Source organism: Sinobaca sp. H24, from assembly GCF_023845525.1.
The window spans coordinates 90059-106896 of sequence record NZ_JALBWT010000005.1 but is presented as its reverse complement, the minus strand read 5'-3'; the positions used below and the strand labels follow the sequence as shown (position 1 = coordinate 106896).

15 protein-coding genes and 2 pseudogenes are annotated in these 16838 nt (G+C 47.1%); 16 read left to right on the top strand and 1 reads right to left on the bottom strand.

The window, feature by feature from the left end; all coding sequences use genetic code 11:
* Positions 1-173 precede the first annotated feature (173 nt).
* The 9 genes and pseudogenes from MMY81_RS09275 (at position 174) to MMY81_RS09240 (ending at position 10890) form a co-directional block, all read left to right on the top strand.
* The gene (locus tag MMY81_RS09275; RefSeq protein WP_252312609.1) at positions 174-1355 is read left to right on the top strand and encodes an acetyl-CoA C-acetyltransferase; all 1182 of its coding nucleotides are present in this window, start codon (positions 174-176) and stop codon (positions 1353-1355) included.
* A gap of 12 nt (positions 1356-1367) precedes the next feature.
* A pseudogene (locus MMY81_RS09270) lies at positions 1368-2218 on the top strand (3-hydroxybutyryl-CoA dehydrogenase).
* 17 nt (positions 2219-2235) lie between these two features.
* A complete protein-coding gene (locus tag MMY81_RS09265) occupies positions 2236-3375 on the top strand; it encodes an acyl-CoA dehydrogenase (RefSeq protein ID WP_252312608.1) in 1140 nt (379 codons plus the stop codon).
* Positions 3376-3390: 15 nt separating this feature from the next.
* Positions 3391-4532 (top strand): annotated as a pseudogene (locus MMY81_RS09260) (acyl-CoA dehydrogenase).
* 19 nt (positions 4533-4551) lie between these two features.
* Positions 4552-5184, top strand: coding sequence for a TetR/AcrR family transcriptional regulator (locus tag MMY81_RS09255; RefSeq protein WP_120191485.1), 633 nt, complete (start codon positions 4552-4554; stop codon positions 5182-5184).
* 22 nt (positions 5185-5206) lie between these two features.
* Positions 5207-5335 carry a hypothetical protein gene (locus MMY81_RS35120; RefSeq protein ID WP_374561599.1) on the top strand — a complete coding sequence of 43 codons (129 nt, stop codon included), beginning with the start codon at positions 5207-5209 and terminating at the stop codon, positions 5333-5335.
* Positions 5332-8442, top strand: coding sequence for a fused isobutyryl-CoA mutase/GTPase IcmF (gene icmF / locus MMY81_RS09250; protein ID WP_374561598.1), 3111 nt, complete (start codon positions 5332-5334; stop codon positions 8440-8442). The genes MMY81_RS35120 and icmF overlap by 4 nt, the downstream gene beginning before the upstream one ends.
* A gap of 140 nt (positions 8443-8582) precedes the next feature.
* The gene (gene rpoE / locus MMY81_RS09245; protein ID WP_252312607.1) at positions 8583-9056 is read left to right on the top strand and encodes a DNA-directed RNA polymerase subunit delta; all 474 of its coding nucleotides are present in this window, start codon (positions 8583-8585) and stop codon (positions 9054-9056) included.
* 235 nt (positions 9057-9291) lie between these two features.
* On the top strand, positions 9292-10890 hold the full coding sequence (locus MMY81_RS09240; protein WP_252312606.1) for a CTP synthase: 1599 nt from the start codon (positions 9292-9294) through the stop codon (positions 10888-10890).
* Between the two features lie 46 nt (positions 10891-10936).
* Here the strand turns inward: MMY81_RS09240 and MMY81_RS09235 are convergent, their stop codons facing one another.
* On the bottom strand, positions 10937-11455 hold the full coding sequence (locus tag MMY81_RS09235; RefSeq protein ID WP_252312605.1) for a DUF2529 family protein: 519 nt from the start codon (positions 11453-11455) through the stop codon (positions 10937-10939).
* 132 nt (positions 11456-11587) lie between these two features.
* Here MMY81_RS09235 and MMY81_RS09230 point away from each other — a divergent pair, with 132 nt between their 5' ends.
* The 7 genes from MMY81_RS09230 to MMY81_RS09205 all read left to right on the top strand — a co-directional run bounded on the left by MMY81_RS09230 (position 11588) and on the right by MMY81_RS09205 (position 16789).
* On the top strand, positions 11588-11953 hold the full coding sequence (locus tag MMY81_RS09230; protein ID WP_252312604.1) for a response regulator: 366 nt from the start codon (positions 11588-11590) through the stop codon (positions 11951-11953).
* Between the two features lie 183 nt (positions 11954-12136).
* Complete coding sequence (gene fba, locus MMY81_RS09225; protein WP_252312603.1) at positions 12137-13003, top strand: class II fructose-1,6-bisphosphate aldolase; 867 nt, start codon at positions 12137-12139, stop codon at positions 13001-13003.
* A gap of 188 nt (positions 13004-13191) precedes the next feature.
* Complete coding sequence (locus MMY81_RS35115) at positions 13192-13437, top strand: transaldolase family protein (protein WP_374561596.1); 246 nt, start codon at positions 13192-13194, stop codon at positions 13435-13437.
* A gap of 8 nt (positions 13438-13445) precedes the next feature.
* Positions 13446-13829: a transaldolase family protein gene (locus tag MMY81_RS35110; protein ID WP_374561594.1), complete on the top strand. Its 384-nt coding sequence runs from the start codon at positions 13446-13448 to the stop codon at positions 13827-13829.
* Positions 13830-14295: 466 nt separating this feature from the next.
* Positions 14296-15585, top strand: a complete 1290-nt coding sequence (gene rho / locus MMY81_RS09215) for a transcription termination factor Rho (protein WP_252312602.1) — start codon at positions 14296-14298, stop codon at positions 15583-15585.
* Between the two features lie 109 nt (positions 15586-15694).
* The gene (locus tag MMY81_RS09210; RefSeq protein WP_120191495.1) at positions 15695-15937 is read left to right on the top strand and encodes a type B 50S ribosomal protein L31; all 243 of its coding nucleotides are present in this window, start codon (positions 15695-15697) and stop codon (positions 15935-15937) included.
* 231 nt (positions 15938-16168) lie between these two features.
* Entirely contained in the window at positions 16169-16789 is a 621-nt protein-coding gene (locus tag MMY81_RS09205) for a thymidine kinase (protein WP_252312601.1), read from the top strand.
* The last annotated feature ends 49 nt before the right edge of the window (positions 16790-16838 follow it).

Below are 16838 nucleotides of genomic sequence, written 5' to 3'. Positions count from 1 at the left end.
AAAAGAAGGGCTCTATGGTTGAAATGGAGCCCTTTTTCTCTAGTTTCCCCTAAGCATGGGCGCTGCAGGGGGTCTTGCCTTTTAGGCAGAATTCTTATACATTTATAATAAAGAAAACGCTTTCAATTAAATGAGCGAGCGTTCGCTCAATAAAAAGCAAGGAGACGGATAAAATGGAAAAAACAGCAATTATTGGCGGTGCGAGAACACCTTTTGGCAGATTCGGAGGAGCCCTGCAGCCACTTCCGGCAAGCAGCCTGGGGGGTGAAGCTATTAAAGGAGCGCTGGAAAGGGCCGGAATCGACGCAAAAGAAGTAGAAGAAGTGCTGATGGGAAATGTGCTGCAGGGAGGCCAGGGCCAGCTTCCGTCCCGGCAGGCGGCAAGATATGCCGGACTTCCCTGGGAAACCGAAACAGAAACGATAAATAAGGTCTGTGCCTCCGGGATGCGGAGTCTTACACTCGGTGATCAGATGATTAGAGCCGGTGACAAAAGCCTCGTCATCAGCGGCGGAATGGAATCGATGAGTAACGCTCCTTATTTTTCCGATACGGCCAGATGGGGAACGCGGATGGGAAATACAGCTCTCAAGGATATGATGGTTCATGACGGGCTGACTTGTTCATTCCGGGACGTTCATATGGGCGTTTACGGGGGAGAGGTTGCTGACAGCTACAATATTACAAGGGAGCGCCAGGATGAGTGGGCGCTTAGAAGTCATGTCCGTGCCGCGGCTGCAATAGATAACGGCTGGCTGGCCGAAGAAATAATAGGAGTTGGCGTGCCGCAGAAGAAACAGGAACCTCTGACGGTGCTTGATGATGAAGCACCTCGAAGAAACACAACGCTGGAAGGCCTGAGGGGGCTGCCCCCTATTTTTTCCAAAAGCGGAACGATTACAGCTGGAAATGCTCCCGGTGTGAACGACGGGGCATGTGCGATGGTATTAATGAGTGGAAAAGAAGCGGAAGCGAGAAGAACACAGCCTCTTGCCTGGATTGAAGCGCACACCGCTCTGGCAGTAGAGGCGGAGCTTTTTCCTAAAACGCCGGGACTCGTAATTCAAAAGCTGCTGCAGAAAACGGGTTACAAGCCGGAAGATATCGATCTATTTGAAATAAACGAAGCATTTGCCGCTGTAGCGCTGGTCAGCAGTGATATAGCCGGTCTGGATGAAAATAAAATCAATATTAACGGAGGAGCGGTAGCGCTGGGCCATCCGATTGGAGCCAGCGGTGCCCGGATTATTCTCACCCTCGCTCATGCATTAAAGCGCAGGGGCGGAGGCCTTGGAATTGCAGCAATATGCAGCGGCGGAGGCCAGGGAGATGCCGTTTTAATCAGAGTTGACTAACAGGAGGATGCTATGAATATAAAAACAATAGCCGTAATTGGCGCAGGGCAGATGGGGTCAGGCATTGCCCAGGTGTATGCAGAAGCCGGCTACAAGGTGTATTTATACGATATCAGCGAAAAACAGGTGGAAAAAGGGCTCGAATCGATTCAGAAACGCCTGGAGCGAAATGCAGCAAAAGGCAGAATTACAGCGGGAGACCAGGAAAAGACAATGGGGAATCTGCATGCTTCTTACGCCTTAAGTGATGTGGCCGGGGCCGAATTAATTATCGAAGCCGCTTCTGAAAAAATGGAGATAAAAAAGCGATTTTTGCCCAGCTCAATGAGGAAGCGCAGGAAACCGCTATTTTGGCGACCAACACGTCTTCTCTTCCCATTACCGAGATTGCAGCTGAAACGACAAGACCCGACCGGGTCATCGGAATGCATTTTATGAATCCGGTACCTGTTATGAAGCTTGTCGAAGTCATCCGCGGCCTGGCTACAAGCGGAGAAACGACTAAAGCTGTTATGGACGTGATTCAAACACTGCAGAAAACAGCGGTCGAGGTTCAGGATTCGCCGGGTTTTGCGGCCAACAGGATTTTAATGCCGATGATTAACGAAGCAGTGTTTACGCTGCATGAAGGAACAGCTGATGTGGAAGGAATTGATAACGTCATGAAGCTTGGTATGAATCATCCAATGGGGCCGCTGGAGCTTGCTGATTTTATCGGACTTGATACGTGCCTGTATATTATGGAAATTCTGCACGAAGGGCGGGGCGAAGACAAATATCGTCCTTGTCCGCTGCTGCGTAAATACGTAAAAGCCGGATGGCTCGGCAAAAAGACGGGACGCGGGTTTTATGAATACAACTAAAGAATAGGGGCGGAAAAATGAATCTTCGATGGACGGACGAACAGCAGATGATGCGGAAAACAGCCAGACAGTTCGCTGAAAAGGAAGTAGCTCCTGAAGTAGCACGTATGGAAGAAGAAGACCGCTTTCCGGCCGAGCTGGTGCAGAAAATGGCTGGACTGGGCTTTATGGGAATCCCGATCGCTGAAGAATGGGGCGGAGCAGGAATGGACTTCCCATCCTACATTCTGGCAATTCATGAAATATCCAAAAAAAGTGCGGCACTTGGCGTTATTTTATCGGTACACACCTCTGTGGGCACGACGCCGATCGTTCATTTTGGGACAGACGAACAGAAAGCACATTATCTCCCCAAGCTTGCATCGGGAGAGTATCTTGGAGCATTTGCTCTAACAGAAGCAGGCTCCGGAAGTGACGCGTCCAGCTTAAAAACAACAGCAGAAAAGAAAGACGGCCGGTACGTGCTGAACGGTTCCAAAGTGTTCATTACCAATGCGGGAGCCGCGGACACCTATATTGTGTTCGCATCTACCTCGCCCGGCACCGAGGCAAAGGGAATCAGCGCATTTATTGTCGAAAAAAACTTTCCGGGCTTCTCTGTAGGGAAAAAAGAACGGAAAATGGGCATGCACGGATCCAACACCTGCGAAATTATCCTGGATCAATGTGAAGTACCTGTTGAAAACCTTCTCGGAAAAGAAGGCGAAGGGTTTTCGATTGCCTTATCAAACCTTTATGCAGGACGGATCGGCATTGCCGCACAGTCGCTGGGCATAGCGGAAGCGGCTCTCGAAGCTTCCGTCGCCTACGCTAAAGAACGCAGACAGTTCGGGAAGCCGATTGGCTCGATGCAGGGTATCAGCTTCAAACTAGCCGACATGGCTACAAAAGTGGAAGCGGCCCGGCTTCTCGTGTATCAGGCAGCCGATGCCTATGAAAAAGGAAAAGCGACCGCACAGTCGACCTCGATGACCAAGTTGTTTGCCTCCAAAACGGCTGTAGACGTATCAGTGGAAGCGGTCCAGGTATTCGGAGGCTATGGCTATACGAAAGAATATCCGGTGGAACGCTTTTTCCGTGATGCCAAAGTATGCGAGATTTATGAAGGAACGAGTGAGATACAGCGGGTAGTAATTGGAAAAAGCCTGATGGCATAAAAAGGAGAGAGAGAAATGGACTTTGGACTCACAGAAGAACAGCAGATGATCAGAAAAATGGTGCGCGATTTTGCTAAAAAAGAAGTAGCACCGACCGCAGAAGAGCGGGACGAAGAAGAGCGGTTTGACCGCAGCATTTTTAATAAGATGGCAGAGCTCGGACTTACCGGTATACCGTGGCCGGAAGAATACGGAGGTATAGGGGGCGACTACGTAAGCTACGTGATTGCCGTAGAAGAGCTTTCCAGAGTCTGCGCCTCAACGGGCGTGACTTTATCAGCACACCTTTCCTTAGCAGGCTGGCCGGTTTATACTTATGGAACAGAGGAACAAAAACAGAAGTATTTAACAGCGATGGCTGCCGGTGACATGATGGGAGCCTATGGGCTGACAGAGCCAGGCTCCGGGTCCGATGCTGCCGCGATGAAAACAACAGCCAGAAAAGAAAACGGGGAGTACATCCTGAACGGCTCCAAGATATTTATCACAAACGGAGGCGAAGCAGATGTTTATATTGTGTTTGCGGTAACAGATCCGGCTCTCAAACATAAAGGCGTGAGTGCGTTTATCGTAGAAAAAAACTTTCCCGGTTTTTCAGTCGGAAAGAAAGAAAAAAAGCTCGGCATCCGCTCCTCACCCACTACCGAAATTATATTTGAAGACTGCCGGGTGCCGGAAGAAAACCTGCTTGGACAGGAAGGTCAGGGATTTGCCATTGCGATGAAAACCCTCGACGGCGGACGCAACGGCATTGCCGCCCAGGCGGTGGGAATAGCGCAGGGCGCACTGGATGCTGCTGTTGACTATGCGAAAGAACGAAAGCAGTTCGGAAAGCCGATTGCCAGCATGCAGGTATTTCATTTAAGCTCGCGGATATGGCAGTTAAAGTAGAGGCCTCCCGACTGCTTACTTATCAGGCAGCCTGGAACGAAAGCGAAGGAATTTCGTATGGAAAAGAATCGGCGATGTCGAAGCTGTTTGCAGGTGATTCGGCGATGGATGTTACGATAGAAGCAGTTCAGGTATTCGGAGGCTACGGATACACGAAAGATTATCCAGTCGAGCGGTACATGAGAGATGCTAAAATCACCCAGATTTACGAAGGGACAAATGAAGTCCAGCGTCTCGTTATTGGTAAAATGCTGCTCAGCGACTGATAAATACAGGAGGAGAAGCATGCAGAAGAAAAAAGTGCCTTCAATGGTAAAAGATGAGCAGCTCATACAAATAAGAAGAGAACAGCTGATTAAAGGAGCGGTAAAGCTTTTTAAGGAAAAAGGCTTTCATCGCACGACGACGAGGGAAATGGCAAAGGAAGCCGGCTTCAGCATCGGTACGCTGTATGAATACATCGGCTCTAAAGAAGATGTTCTCTATCTGGTCTGCGATTCGATATATGAAGAAGTAAGGACCCGTCTGGACGCCCACCTTGCAAAAAATGAAGCAGGGATGGACCGGCTCAGGCAGGTTATTGCTTCACTTTTTAAAGTGATGGACGAAATGCAGGATGAAGTGCTCATCATGTACCAGGAAGCCAAATCTCTTCCAAAAGAATCGTTGTCTTATGTGTTAAAAAAGGAAGCAGAAATGACAGCACTCGTAGAAAGCGCTGTTCGTGAAGCATCGGAACAGGGCAGCATCGCGCCTCTTGATCCGACGGAAATGGAAATACTGGCTAATAATATTATGGTGGCCGGACAGATGTGGACATTTAGGCGCTGGACCGTGCAGAAAGCCTGCACGTTATCAGAATATACGGCTGTGCAAAGCAAACTGCTGCTTTCCAGCCTGACAGTGGAAGCAAAGTAGTTTAGAAACGGAGGAATGCAGCATGGCAGTACAGGAGATGCATACATTAAAAAATCCGGTACGGTTTGTGACTGCTTCCAGCCTGTTTGATGGACATGACGCCTCGATTAATATTATGAGGCGCCTTCTTCAGGCAGGGGGGCAGAAGTGATTCATTTAGGGCATAATCGTTCTGTTGAAGAAATTGTAAACGCTTCCATACAGGAAGATGTTCAGGGTATTGCGATTTCTTCTTATCAGGGCGGACACATGGAATACTTTAAATACTGCTACGACCTTCTTCAGGAAAAAGGAGCCGGTCATATCCGTATTTACGGCGGAGGGGGAGGGGTTATCAACCCTCCTGAAATTAAAGAGCTTCACGAATACGGAATCGCTCATATTTTTTCTCCGGATGATGGAAGAACCTTCGGCCTGCGCGGTATGATCAGCCAAATGCTCGAAGAATGCGATTTTCCGGCAGCGTCGAATCAGGTATTTTCGCTCAGCGATATTAAAGAAAAAAATGACCAGGCCGTCGCCCGTTTTATGACGGTGGCTGAAAACGAGAACCTTCGTACAGGCCCCTGGAAAGAAGCGCTGCTGTCTATACAGCACAATGAAGGAACATATCCAGTGCTTGGTATTACAGGAACAGGGGGCGCCGGGAAAAGTTCATTAACTGATGAGCTCGTGCGCCGGTTCCTGCGGGAATTTACCGATAAATCCATCGCAATTTTATCCATAGATCCGACCAAGCAGAAAACAGGCGGCGCCCTGCTCGGGGACCGGATCCGGATGAATGCCATTCATCATCCGCGGGTTTTCATGAGGAGCCTTGCCACCAGAAGTTCTAAAACAGAAACGTCGAGCAGCCTCCGGGATGCCATTCAGGTGGCCAAAGCGGCAGAATTTGACCTGATTATTGTCGAAACAAGCGGTATCGGACAGGGTGATGCTGAAATTGCCGAAATCGCGGATGTGTCGCTTTACGTAATGACGAGCGAATTCGGTGCCCCGTCCCAGCTGGAAAAAATAGATATGATTGATTTCGCTGATGTGATTTCCATTAATAAATTTGACCGCAAAGGCTCGGAAGATGCGCTCCGGGACGTTAGGAAACAATATCAGCGCAGCCGGGAGTGGTTCGACCGGCGGACAGAAGAAATGCCTGTCTACGGAACGATAGCGAGCCAGTTTAATGACCCCGGCACGAATATCCTTTTTTCCGAAATCATTCAGTCTATTGAAAAAAAGTGCGACGTAGACTGGCATACAACGATAGATATCACCCGGGAAACCGGCAAAAAAGATATGATTATCCCTGCAGATCGTACCCCGTATCTACGGGAAATTGTTCAGACGGTGCGGGGCTATAAGCAGCATGCGGCCGAGCAGGGGGAAACCGCGAGAAAGCTGTTCCAGATTGACGGTACGCTGCGTCTTCTTGAACAGAACGGCGGCACGATGCAGGAGCTTGAAGAAATAAAGGGGCAGATAGAAAAACAGCTTGATCCGGAAGTGAAAAGGCTTCTTGACGGCTGGGAAGATGTAAAAGCAGCCTATAACGGCGACACATTTACTTCAAAATCCCGCGGCAGGGAAATTGTAACGGAACTAAATGTAGAAACGCTCTCCGGTTTAAAAGTAAAACGTGTCGCGCTTCCCCGTTTCAAAGATTGGGGAGCGATCGCAGAATGGCAGATGCTTGAAAACATTCCTGGATCGTTTCCGTTTACTGCCGGTGTATTTCCATTTAAACGCAAAGGTGAGGACCCGAAACGGCAGTTCGCCGGCGAAGGCACGCCTGCACGGACGAACCGGAGGTTTCATTATCTGTCCCAGGATGATGAGGCGAAAAGGCTGAGCACTGCGTTTGATTCCGTTACTTTATATGGAGAAGACCCGGACGAGCGTCCGGACATTTACGGAAAAGTGGGAGAAAGCGGAGTGAGCATCTGTACGCTCGAAGACATGAAGAAACTCTATGAAGGATTTGACCTGATTTCGCCGTCCACCTCTGTGTCTATGACGATTAACGGTCCGGCACCTATTATTCTGGCTATGTTCATGAATACCGCCGTAGACCAGCAGATAGAGTTGTTTGCAGAAAAAGAAGGACGCCCGGCTTCGGATGAAGAGAAGCAGCAGATCAGGGCGGAAACGCTTGCGACAGTACGTGGGACGGTTCAGGCTGATATTTTAAAAGAAGACCAGGGCCAGAACACGTGTATTTTTTCAACGGAATTTGCCCTGCGGATGATGGGGGATATTCAGCAGTACTTTATTGATAATAAAGTGCGTAACTACTATTCCGTATCGATTTCGGGCTATCATATTGCGGAAGCCGGAGCCAATCCGATCAGCCAGGTCGCGTTTACGCTGTCCAATGCGTTTACCTATGTAGAATATTATTTGAGCCGCGGCATGGATATAGATGAATTTGCGGCGAATCTCTCCTTCTTTTTCAGCAACGGACTCGATGCAGAGTATGCCGTTATCGGAAGGGTGGCCCGCAGAATCTGGGCTGTCGTAATGAAAGAAAAGTACGGCGGCAATGAACGAAGCCAGAAGCTGAAGTACCATGTGCAGACCTCAGGCCGTTCCCTGCACGCTCAGGAAGTGGACTTTAACGACATCCGCACGACACTTCAGGCACTTCTCGCTATTTATGACAACTGCAATTCGCTTCATACGAATGCCTATGACGAAGCAGTAACCACGCCGACAGAAAGTTCGGTCCGCCGGGCCATGGCGATTCAGATGATTATTACAAAAGAGCTCGGGCTGGCCAAAAACGAAAATTCGACTCAGGGTTCTTTCATTTTAGAAGAACTGACGGAGCTGGTAGAAGAAGCGGTGCTCCAGGAAATGAGCCGCATTGATGACAGGGGCGGTGTACTCGGCGCCATGGAAACCCAGTATCAGCGAGGGAAAATCCAGGAAGAATCCATGTATTATGAAATGAAAAAGCATACAGGCGAGCTGCCGATCATCGGGGTCAATACGTATCTGGCCCCTGAAAAAGAGGAAACCGTGTTTGATATGGAGCTGGCCCGCGCAGATAAAGAAGAAAAAGACAGCCAGATCGCCGCTCTCCGCGCATTTCAGCAAAAGCATGAAGCGACGGCCCCGGAGGCGCTGAGGCGGCTTCAGGAGACGGCTGTTTCCGGAGGCAATGTATTTGCAGAGCTTATGGAAACAGTCCGTACGGCAAGTCTTGGTCAGATCACCCATGCATTGTATGAAGTAGGCGGCCAATACCGTCGAAATATGTAATTTTTAAGATTCCTTATCAAACAGCTGGTAAATTAAAAGGAAATATGTTTATAATGGAAAGTATGATTTTAACGGTGCAGATGGAATTATAAAGAATCTGACCCGGCAGCAAGAATACTTTCTGAAAGGATGTGCGGCCAGTGAGCATCCGCGATTTTACGGAAGAACAAATCGTCGAAATGTCCGCTATTGAGTTGGCTTTTGTATTATTGAACGAGGAAAAAAAGCCATATGATTACCAGCAGTTATTCAATCGCATTGTCGATCTGAAAGGTTTGAACCACGAAGAAACAAGCCGCCGCAGAACAAAGCTGTTTACAGCTTTTAATTTAGATGGCCGTTTTATTCATTTAGGCGAAAACCACTGGGGCCTTAGAGAATGGTATTCTCTTGACCAGAGTGATGAAGAGCTTAGTGATACCGTGAAACCGAAGAAGCCTGCAGATGATGATTTTGAACTGGAAGAGGATGTAGAGTCTGATGATGATCTTGAAGACATCAAAGATGATCTGGATGACTACTCCGACAAGGAAGACGCTGACGAAGACGAAGACAACTTAGACGGATTTGGAAACGTAAAGAAACCAAAAGTGCCGGACGAAATCGAAGAATAGGATTCAGGAGTTACCTCCTTGACTTTTATTCAAAGGCTAGGTAAAATCATTTTTGGGCTTTACGAGAACGAATCAATTCATGCATAACGTTGACGTTAATGACGAACAAGCAAAAGGGCGCCCCTCCCGAGGGTGAGGTGTCGCTTTTGCTTTTTTTTGTTTTCATGCCCCCTTACAGGCACAGCATGAAATCATTTATAGAAAGAAGTTAACATAAAAAGGAGTAGATTGAGGGATGGCGAGTAAATATATTTTTGTAACAGGCGGCGTTGTATCTTCGCTTGGAAAAGGGATTACGGCAGCATCATTAGGAAGACTGTTGAAAAACCGGGGACTGAGTGTAACAATCCAAAAATTTGACCCGTATATTAACGTGGATCCCGGTACAATGAGCCCGTATCAGCACGGAGAAGTATTCGTAACTGATGACGGCGCAGAGACGGATCTGGATCTTGGACACTACGAGCGTTTTATTGATATTAACCTAAGTCAGAACAGTAACGTCACTACCGGAAAAATATATTCTTCTGTTATCCGTAAAGAGCGCCGTGGAGACTATCTGGGCGGAACAGTTCAGGTTATCCCTCATGTAACAAATGAAATAAAAGAGCGGGTGTACAGAGCCAGCCGGGAGACCGGAGCGGATGTAGTGATTACAGAAATCGGAGGCACGGTCGGTGATATTGAAAGCCTGCCTTTCCTGGAAGCAATCCGCCAGATCAAAAGCGACGTCGGCGTGGAAAACGTGCTGTATCTTCACTGTACGCTGATCCCCTACCTCTCTGCGGCGGGAGAAATGAAGTCCAAGCCTACCCAGCATAGTGTAAAAGAACTGAGAAGCCTGGGTATTCAGCCGAATATTATTGTCGTACGAACCGAAAAACCGGTGCCGCAGGAAATGAAAGAAAAGATTGCGCTTTTCTGTGACATTAACAAAAATGCTGTTATCGAATGCCAGGATGCGGACACGCTTTATAAAGTGCCGCTTGAGCTTCAGAAGCAGAATCTTGACCAGATTGTATGCGACTACCTGCATTTAGACGCAAAAGAAGCAGACATGACGGAATGGAAAGAACTGGTTAACCGTGTACGTAACCTTTCCGGCACCGTGAATATTGCGCTTGTTGGTAAATATGTAGCGCTGCCGGATGCATACCTTTCTGTAGCCGAATCATTAAAGCACGCCGGATATGCCTTTGATGCCGACGTGAAAATCAGCTGGATTAATTCAGAGAATATTACAAGCGAAAATGCTGCAGAGACTCTTTCCGGTGTGGACGGTATTCTTGTGCCGGGCGGATTTGGGGACCGCGGCATTGATGGAAAAATCTTTGCTATTCAGCATGCCCGTGAAAACAACGTGCCATTCTTTGGTATCTGCCTTGGCATGCAGCTCGCTTCTGTTGAATTTGCCCGCAACGTAGCAGGCCTGCCGGAAGCAGGTTCTGCGGAACTGCATCCTCATGCAAAAGATCCGGTTATTGATCTGCTGCCGGAGCAGAAAGATGTGGAAGATCTCGGTGGAACCCTTCGTCTTGGCCTGTATCCCTGCAAGTTAAAAGAAGGCACGAAGGCAAAGGAAGCATACGGAGAAGAAGTCGTATATGAAAGACACCGTCACCGTTATGAATTCAGTAACTCCTACCGGGAACAGCTGGAATCTGCCGGATTTATTTTCAGCGGTACAAGTCCTGACGGACGCCTGGTGGAAATTATTGAGCTCGCCGATCATCCTTACTTTGTGGCTTCTCAGTTCCATCCGGAATTTGTATCAAGACCTACACGTCCCCAGCCATTGTTCAGAGACTTTATTAAAGCCTCTCTCGGAAAATAATAATAGATATAAAAAAAGGAGCTGTCCCCTTAGGGAGGCTCCTTTTTTAGGATGATAATTCCTCAAGCATTTCCTGCATGTATAAAAACAAAAGCTGACCGGTGAAAAGGGTGGCAAGAGACGAGGGATCCCCTTGTTTTTCACCGGTCTCTGTCGGAACCATTCCGCCGCGCACAAAGGTGGCCAGCCATACATCAAGTGCTTCAAGTTCTGTATTCTCCTGAGCAGAGGCAGGTCCGATAATAACAGAGGAAGCTGAAGCATGGACGGCTGCCTCCCGCCAGGACAGCATGTTGCTGCTCTCCTGGTCAGCGAGCAGAAGCAGACGGTCCGCTTCCTGCATTCCGGATGGAATGTCTTCCGTAAAAACGAGACCTTCCGGTGCATCAGGATGGCTGCATAGAGAAACGGCTGTGCCTTTGAGCGGTGGAGCGGCAGCTATGTAAAGCGTGCCTGTACCCGAAACCGCCTGCAAAAGCAGCCGGGAGGCATCTTCGAATGCTTCTTCCTGTTTAGACGCAATCGACTGAAAGATCCCCTGCAGCTGGGTGGCAAATATCTTCATCGTATCTCTCCTTTTTCAATACAGTCAGATTTCTATTGTGCAGGATGCAGGCCGAAATGAAAAGCGGTACGTTTAATGAAGCGGCTGGGCGTGAAAAGATATGTATAGGCACCAGGTTAGGAGTTTGTTCAAATGAAAAAAATTCTAATTGTAGATGATCAATACGGTATAAGAGTTCTTCTTAAAGAAGTGCTCAAAAAAGATGGATTCGAGATCTTTCAGTCAGCTAACGGAGAAGGGGCACTCGAGCTGGTGCAGCAGGAAAAGCCGGATCTTATGCTTCTTGACATGCGGATACCAGGCATGAGCGGTCTGGAGATCATGAGGGAAATGAAAAATCGTGAAATTCAGTCAGATATTAAAGTTATTTTAATGACGGCTTTCGGCGAAGAGCAGATGATGATGGAGGCAAAAGAACTCGGTATTACGGATCATTTTGCCAAGCCTTTTGATATTTCCACGATTCGAGAAAAGGTAAAACTTCATCTGGAATCTTAATAAACGGGCGGTTTTTATCTTTTTTCAAGAAGTAACCGTTCTCATTTAAGGCGGGCAGATGAATTTTTATTATGATATGCTATAATACAAACAGAAACCAACAGAACAGCCTGTTTCACGATTTCTTTTTAAAGAAATACTGTTCTGCTGGAAATATTGTTCAATGGAAGAGGGAGGACCAACATGCCTTTAGTATCAATGAAAGAAATGCTGGAAACAGCAAAAGCAGAGAATTATGCTGTAGGTCAATTTAACTTAAATAATATGGAATTCACACAAGCCATCCTTCAGGCTGCAGAAGAGGAGAAATCTCCGGTAATCTGTGGTGTATCCGAAGGTGCCGCCCGTTATATGGGAGGGTTTGAGTTTGTTGTAGATATGGTAAAAGCTTACATTAAAGCTTACAATGTAACTGTTCCTGTAGCTATTCACCTGGACCACGGTTCCAGCTTTGAAAGCTGCGTACAGGCAATTAAAGCAGGCTTTACGTCTGTTATGATTGACGGATCCCATCACCCGCTTGAAGAAAATATCGCTATTACAAAGCGTGTAGTAGACGTAGCTCATTCTGTAGGCGTATCTGTTGAAGCAGAGCTTGGACGCGTCGGCGGACAGGAAGACGACTTGATCGTTGATGATGCGGAAGCAGCTTATGCTATTCCTTCTGAGTGCAAAGAGCTTGTAGAACAGACCGGCGTAGACTGCCTTGCAGCTGCTCTTGGATCTGTACACGGCCCTTATAAAGGCGAGCCGAACCTTGGCTTTGACCGTATGGAAGAAATCAATCAGATGATCGGCGGCATTCCGCTTGTTCTTCACGGCGGTACTGGTATTCCAACAGACGACGTGAAAAAAGCAATCCGTTTCGGTCACGCTAAAGTGAACGTAAACACAGAGAGCCAGATCACTTCTGCACAGGCAGTACGTGACACTCTTGCTGCACAGCCGGAGCAGTATGATCCGCGTAAATATCTTGGACCTGCACGCGATGCAATCAAGACAACTGTAAAAGGCAAAATGCAGGAATTTGGTTCTTCTAATAAAGCATAATTAAACATTTTAAAGAAGAGCTGACATGTAAAAAGGCACCAGCATATTGTATGCGTCTTTTACTGTCAGCTCTTTTCTTTTTTACTAAATACAGTTATCATTTTTAAAGAGATTCTTTTATTCAGAATTATGACAGCGTTATTATATCTGTATTATTAGAATTATCAATCGAATGGGGGAGTCATTTTATGAAGTTTTTTATCGATACAGCAAATTTAGACCAAATAAAAGAAGCCAATGATCTTGGTATACTAGCAGGGGTTACGACAAATCCTTCGCTTGTTGCAAAGGAAGGCGTTGATTTTCACAGCAGGCTCAAAGAAATCACAAGCCTGGTTGATGGATCAGTAAGCGCAGAGGTAGTAGCTCTTGATGCTGAAGGCATGATTGAAGAAGGCCTTGAGCTTTCTAAATCGCACCTAACATTACGGTAAAAGTACCAATGACGCTCGAAGGTTTGAAAGCGGTTAAAGCATTCTCCGATAAAGGCATTAAAACAAACGTTACGCTTGTTTCTCAGGCGTGCAGGCTTATTGGCAGCCAGAGCCGGAGCAACATTGTATCGCCGTTCCTCGGGCGCCTGGACGATATTGGGCAGGACGGCCTTCACCTGATTGATGAGATTTCCGATATCTTTACCGTTCACGGCATCCCAACAGAAATTATTGCAGCTTCCATCAGACATCCGATCCACGTGTCAGAAGCTGCAAGAAGAGGGGCGCACATTGCTACGCTTCCATCAAAAGTAATCGGACAGCTTGTTAAGCATCCTCTTACGGACAAAGGAATCGAACAGTTCCTTGCAGATTGGAACAACCGAAGCTAATAAAGCTTATAACAGAGCTGCCCATGCGATCAGAGCAGGGCAGCTTCTGTTTTCTTTTTATATAGGTGCCCGCCTATACATCCAATCCACTTAAAAGAAAAAGCCGGATTTTGTGTTCCGCTAAAATGAATACACGGAGCAGGAGGGGTTTGGCGTCCTGCTCTTTTTCTATTTTCGTGTTTATAGAGAAAAAGGTTCAAACGAAAAGTAACGATTTATGATTGCATGCGGAGGGCATCCCCGTTACAATAAATAAGAATCCTTGAGCAAGCAAAGCGGAACGCAATCCGCTCCTTCCCAGACTCCCGTCAATGAACAGCCGCTGCCTCCACCTTCAGGGCAGATCTTTTATCTCCGGCTGCTTACACAATTTCTCAAGCAAAACAAACAGTAATAAACATAAAAAATACAATTATAGCTGTATGCCCTGAATGGAAGGCATATGGAAGAAAAGTGGTGACCGTAGTTGAGTAGTATCAATTTAGCAGGGTTGGAAAATATGACGCTCAAAGAGCTGTATCGTTTAGCGAAAGAATACAATGTTTCTTATTATAGCAAGCTGACTAAAAGAGAGCTTATTTTTGCGATTTTAAAAGGACGTGCCGAAAAAGACGGCCTTATGTTTATGGAAGGAGTACTGGAAATTATTACGACGGAAGGGTATGGATTTCTACGTCCGATTAACTTCCTTCCGAGTTCAGAAGACATCTACATTTCTGCTTCGCAGATCCGCCGCTTTGAGCTTAGAAATGGAGACAAAGTATCCGGAAAGGTAAGGCCGCCGAAAGATTCCGAGAGATACCACGGCCTGCTCCAAGTCGAAGCCGTCAACGGCGAAAATCCGGAAAGTTCAAAAGAGCGTCCACATTTCCCTGCTCTGACGGCTCTTTATCCGGACCGCCGTATGAATATGGAAAACGCCCCCGGCAGAATCTCTTCCCGGATTATCGATTTGATTACCCCGGTTGGATTTGGACAGAGAGGGCTGATTGTAGCGCCTCCTAAAGCAGGGAAAACATCGCTGCTTAAAGAAATAGCCAACAGTATTACAGAAAATCATCCCGAAGCGGAACTGATTGTGCTGTTGATTGATGAACGCCCGGAGGAAGTAACCGATATTGAACGTTCGGTTAAAGGCGACATTGCGAGCTCTACGTTTGATGAAGTGCCGGAAAATCATATTAAAGTAACCGAGCTGGTGCTCGAACGCGCCATGAGGCTGGATGAAAATAAAAAAGACGTTATTATCCTGATGGACAGCATTACGCGTCTGGCAAGAGCGTACAACCTTGTGATTCCGCCAAGCGGAAGAACGTTATCCGGCGGTATTGACCCAGCTGCCTTTCACCGGCCGAAACGCTTCTTTGGCGCAGCTAGAAATATTGAAGAAGGCGGAAGCCTGACGATACTTGCCACCGCTCTGGTGGAAACGGGATCCCGCATGGATGATGTGATCTACGAAGAATTTAAGGGCACAGGAAACATGGAGCTTCACCTCGATCGTAAGCTGGCAGAGCGGAGAATATTCCCGGCTATCGATATCCGCCGCTCGAGCACAAGAAAAGAAGAGCTGCTTACATCGAAAGAACAGCTCGAAAACCTATGGGCGATCCGTAAAACGATGAATGATTCACCGGATTTTGTAGACCATTTCATCCGCAGAATGAAGCAGACAAAGACGAACGACGAGTTTTTTGAAGAAATGGAAAAGGACAAAGCGAAGACAAAAGCTCGGCCTGCTCCTGCAAGAAGATAAAAAGTATTTCAATTATACATTGAAAAAATGAGCTGGACTTGTTATAATCTCGTTATGTGTGATTACAAATTCTGATTCGAATAGAATTAGGGCAAAGGGAGTGAAATTAATGAAACAGGAAATTCATCCAAATTACCAAAAGGTAGTATTCATGGATACGAGCACAGGATTTAAGTTCTTGAGCGGTTCTACAAAGGGTTCTTCTGAAACAGTAGAATGGGAAGATGGCAACACTTACCCACTATTGAAAGTAGAAATCAGTTCCGATTCTCATCCGTTCTACACTGGTAAGCAGAAGCTTGCTGATGCCGGCGGACGTATCGATAAATTTAAAAAGAAATACAACATGTAAGACAAATAGGAAACAGGCAAGGGAACGCCGCTTGCCTGTTTTTTTATTTGGCAGAAAAGACAGCTGCAAAGCCCGTCGCGCCCGGCGGCAGTGAAAATAAAGCCACAGGCAGGTGCAGTTTCCCATTTTTTTACGAAAGGGAACCTCCGAATAAATACAAAAATATAGTATACTTTTACATAGAATAAACGCCAAGCTGCATGAAGCGGATGAAGCATAAGGAGTGGCAAAATGCATATTATGAGAAAAGAAGGCTGGGTCGAACTGATCTGCGGAAGCATGTTCTCCGGAAAGTCAGAGGAATTGATCCGCCGGATTAGAAGAGCGTCTTATGGCAGCCTAAACGTTGTTGTATTTAAGCCGGCTTTAGATAACCGGTTCAGCGAAGAAGAAGTAGTGTCGCATAACGGATCGAAAGTATGGTCTAAGTCTGTGGTTCATTCCCTCGATATTTTAAATGAAGTAGAAGAAGATGCACATATGGTGGCGGTGGATGAAGTGCAGTTTTTTGATCCGCATATCGTAGCAGTGACAGAAGAGCTGGCCAACAAAGGAATTCAAGTAGTAGTGGCCGGCCTGGATCAGGATTTCCGGGGCGAGCCGTTTGGAGCCATCCAGGAACTAATGGCGCTCGCAGAAGACGTGACTAAACTGCAGGCCGTCTGTCCTAAATGCAGCTCTCCTGCTTCGAGAACGCAGCGCCTGATTGATGGGAAACCAGCGCACTATGAAGATGCCATTATATTAGTAGGAGCAGATGAATCATATGAGCCGCGCTGCCGGCACTGCCACGATGTTCCCGGCAGGCCGGACCGGCTTAAAGCTATTATGGAAGCATCTGCCGCCGAGTAGAAATTATATAAAAAAAAGCCTCTTTCCTTGGAAAGGGGCTTTTTCGTAA

Bases quoted from the DNA above. Each gene is read 5' to 3' on its own strand.
- MMY81_RS09205 (WP_252312601.1), top strand. From the start codon at position 16,169: ATGCATATTATGAGAAAAGAAGGCTGGGTCGAACTGATCTGCGGAAGC.
- MMY81_RS09210 (WP_120191495.1), top strand. From the start codon at position 15,695: ATGAAACAGGAAATTCATCCAAATTACCAAAAGGTAGTATTCATGGAT.
- MMY81_RS09235 (WP_252312605.1), bottom strand. From the start codon at position 11,455: ATGAAGATATTTGCCACCCAGCTGCAGGGGATCTTTCAGTCGATTGCG.
- fba (WP_252312603.1), top strand. From the start codon at position 12,137: ATGCCTTTAGTATCAATGAAAGAAATGCTGGAAACAGCAAAAGCAGAG.
- MMY81_RS35115 (WP_374561596.1), top strand. From the start codon at position 13,192: ATGAAGTTTTTTATCGATACAGCAAATTTAGACCAAATAAAAGAAGCC.
- MMY81_RS09255 (WP_120191485.1), top strand. From the start codon at position 4,552: ATGCAGAAGAAAAAAGTGCCTTCAATGGTAAAAGATGAGCAGCTCATA.
- MMY81_RS09265 (WP_252312608.1), top strand. From the start codon at position 2,236: ATGAATCTTCGATGGACGGACGAACAGCAGATGATGCGGAAAACAGCC.
- MMY81_RS09275 (WP_252312609.1), top strand. From the start codon at position 174: ATGGAAAAAACAGCAATTATTGGCGGTGCGAGAACACCTTTTGGCAGA.
- MMY81_RS35120 (WP_374561599.1), top strand. From the start codon at position 5,207: ATGGCAGTACAGGAGATGCATACATTAAAAAATCCGGTACGGTTTGTG.
- MMY81_RS35110 (WP_374561594.1), top strand. From the start codon at position 13,446: ATGACGCTCGAAGGTTTGAAAGCGGTTAAAGCATTCTCCGATAAAGGC.
- MMY81_RS09230 (WP_252312604.1), top strand. From the start codon at position 11,588: ATGAAAAAAATTCTAATTGTAGATGATCAATACGGTATAAGAGTTCTT.
- MMY81_RS09240 (WP_252312606.1), top strand. From the start codon at position 9,292: ATGGCGAGTAAATATATTTTTGTAACAGGCGGCGTTGTATCTTCGCTT.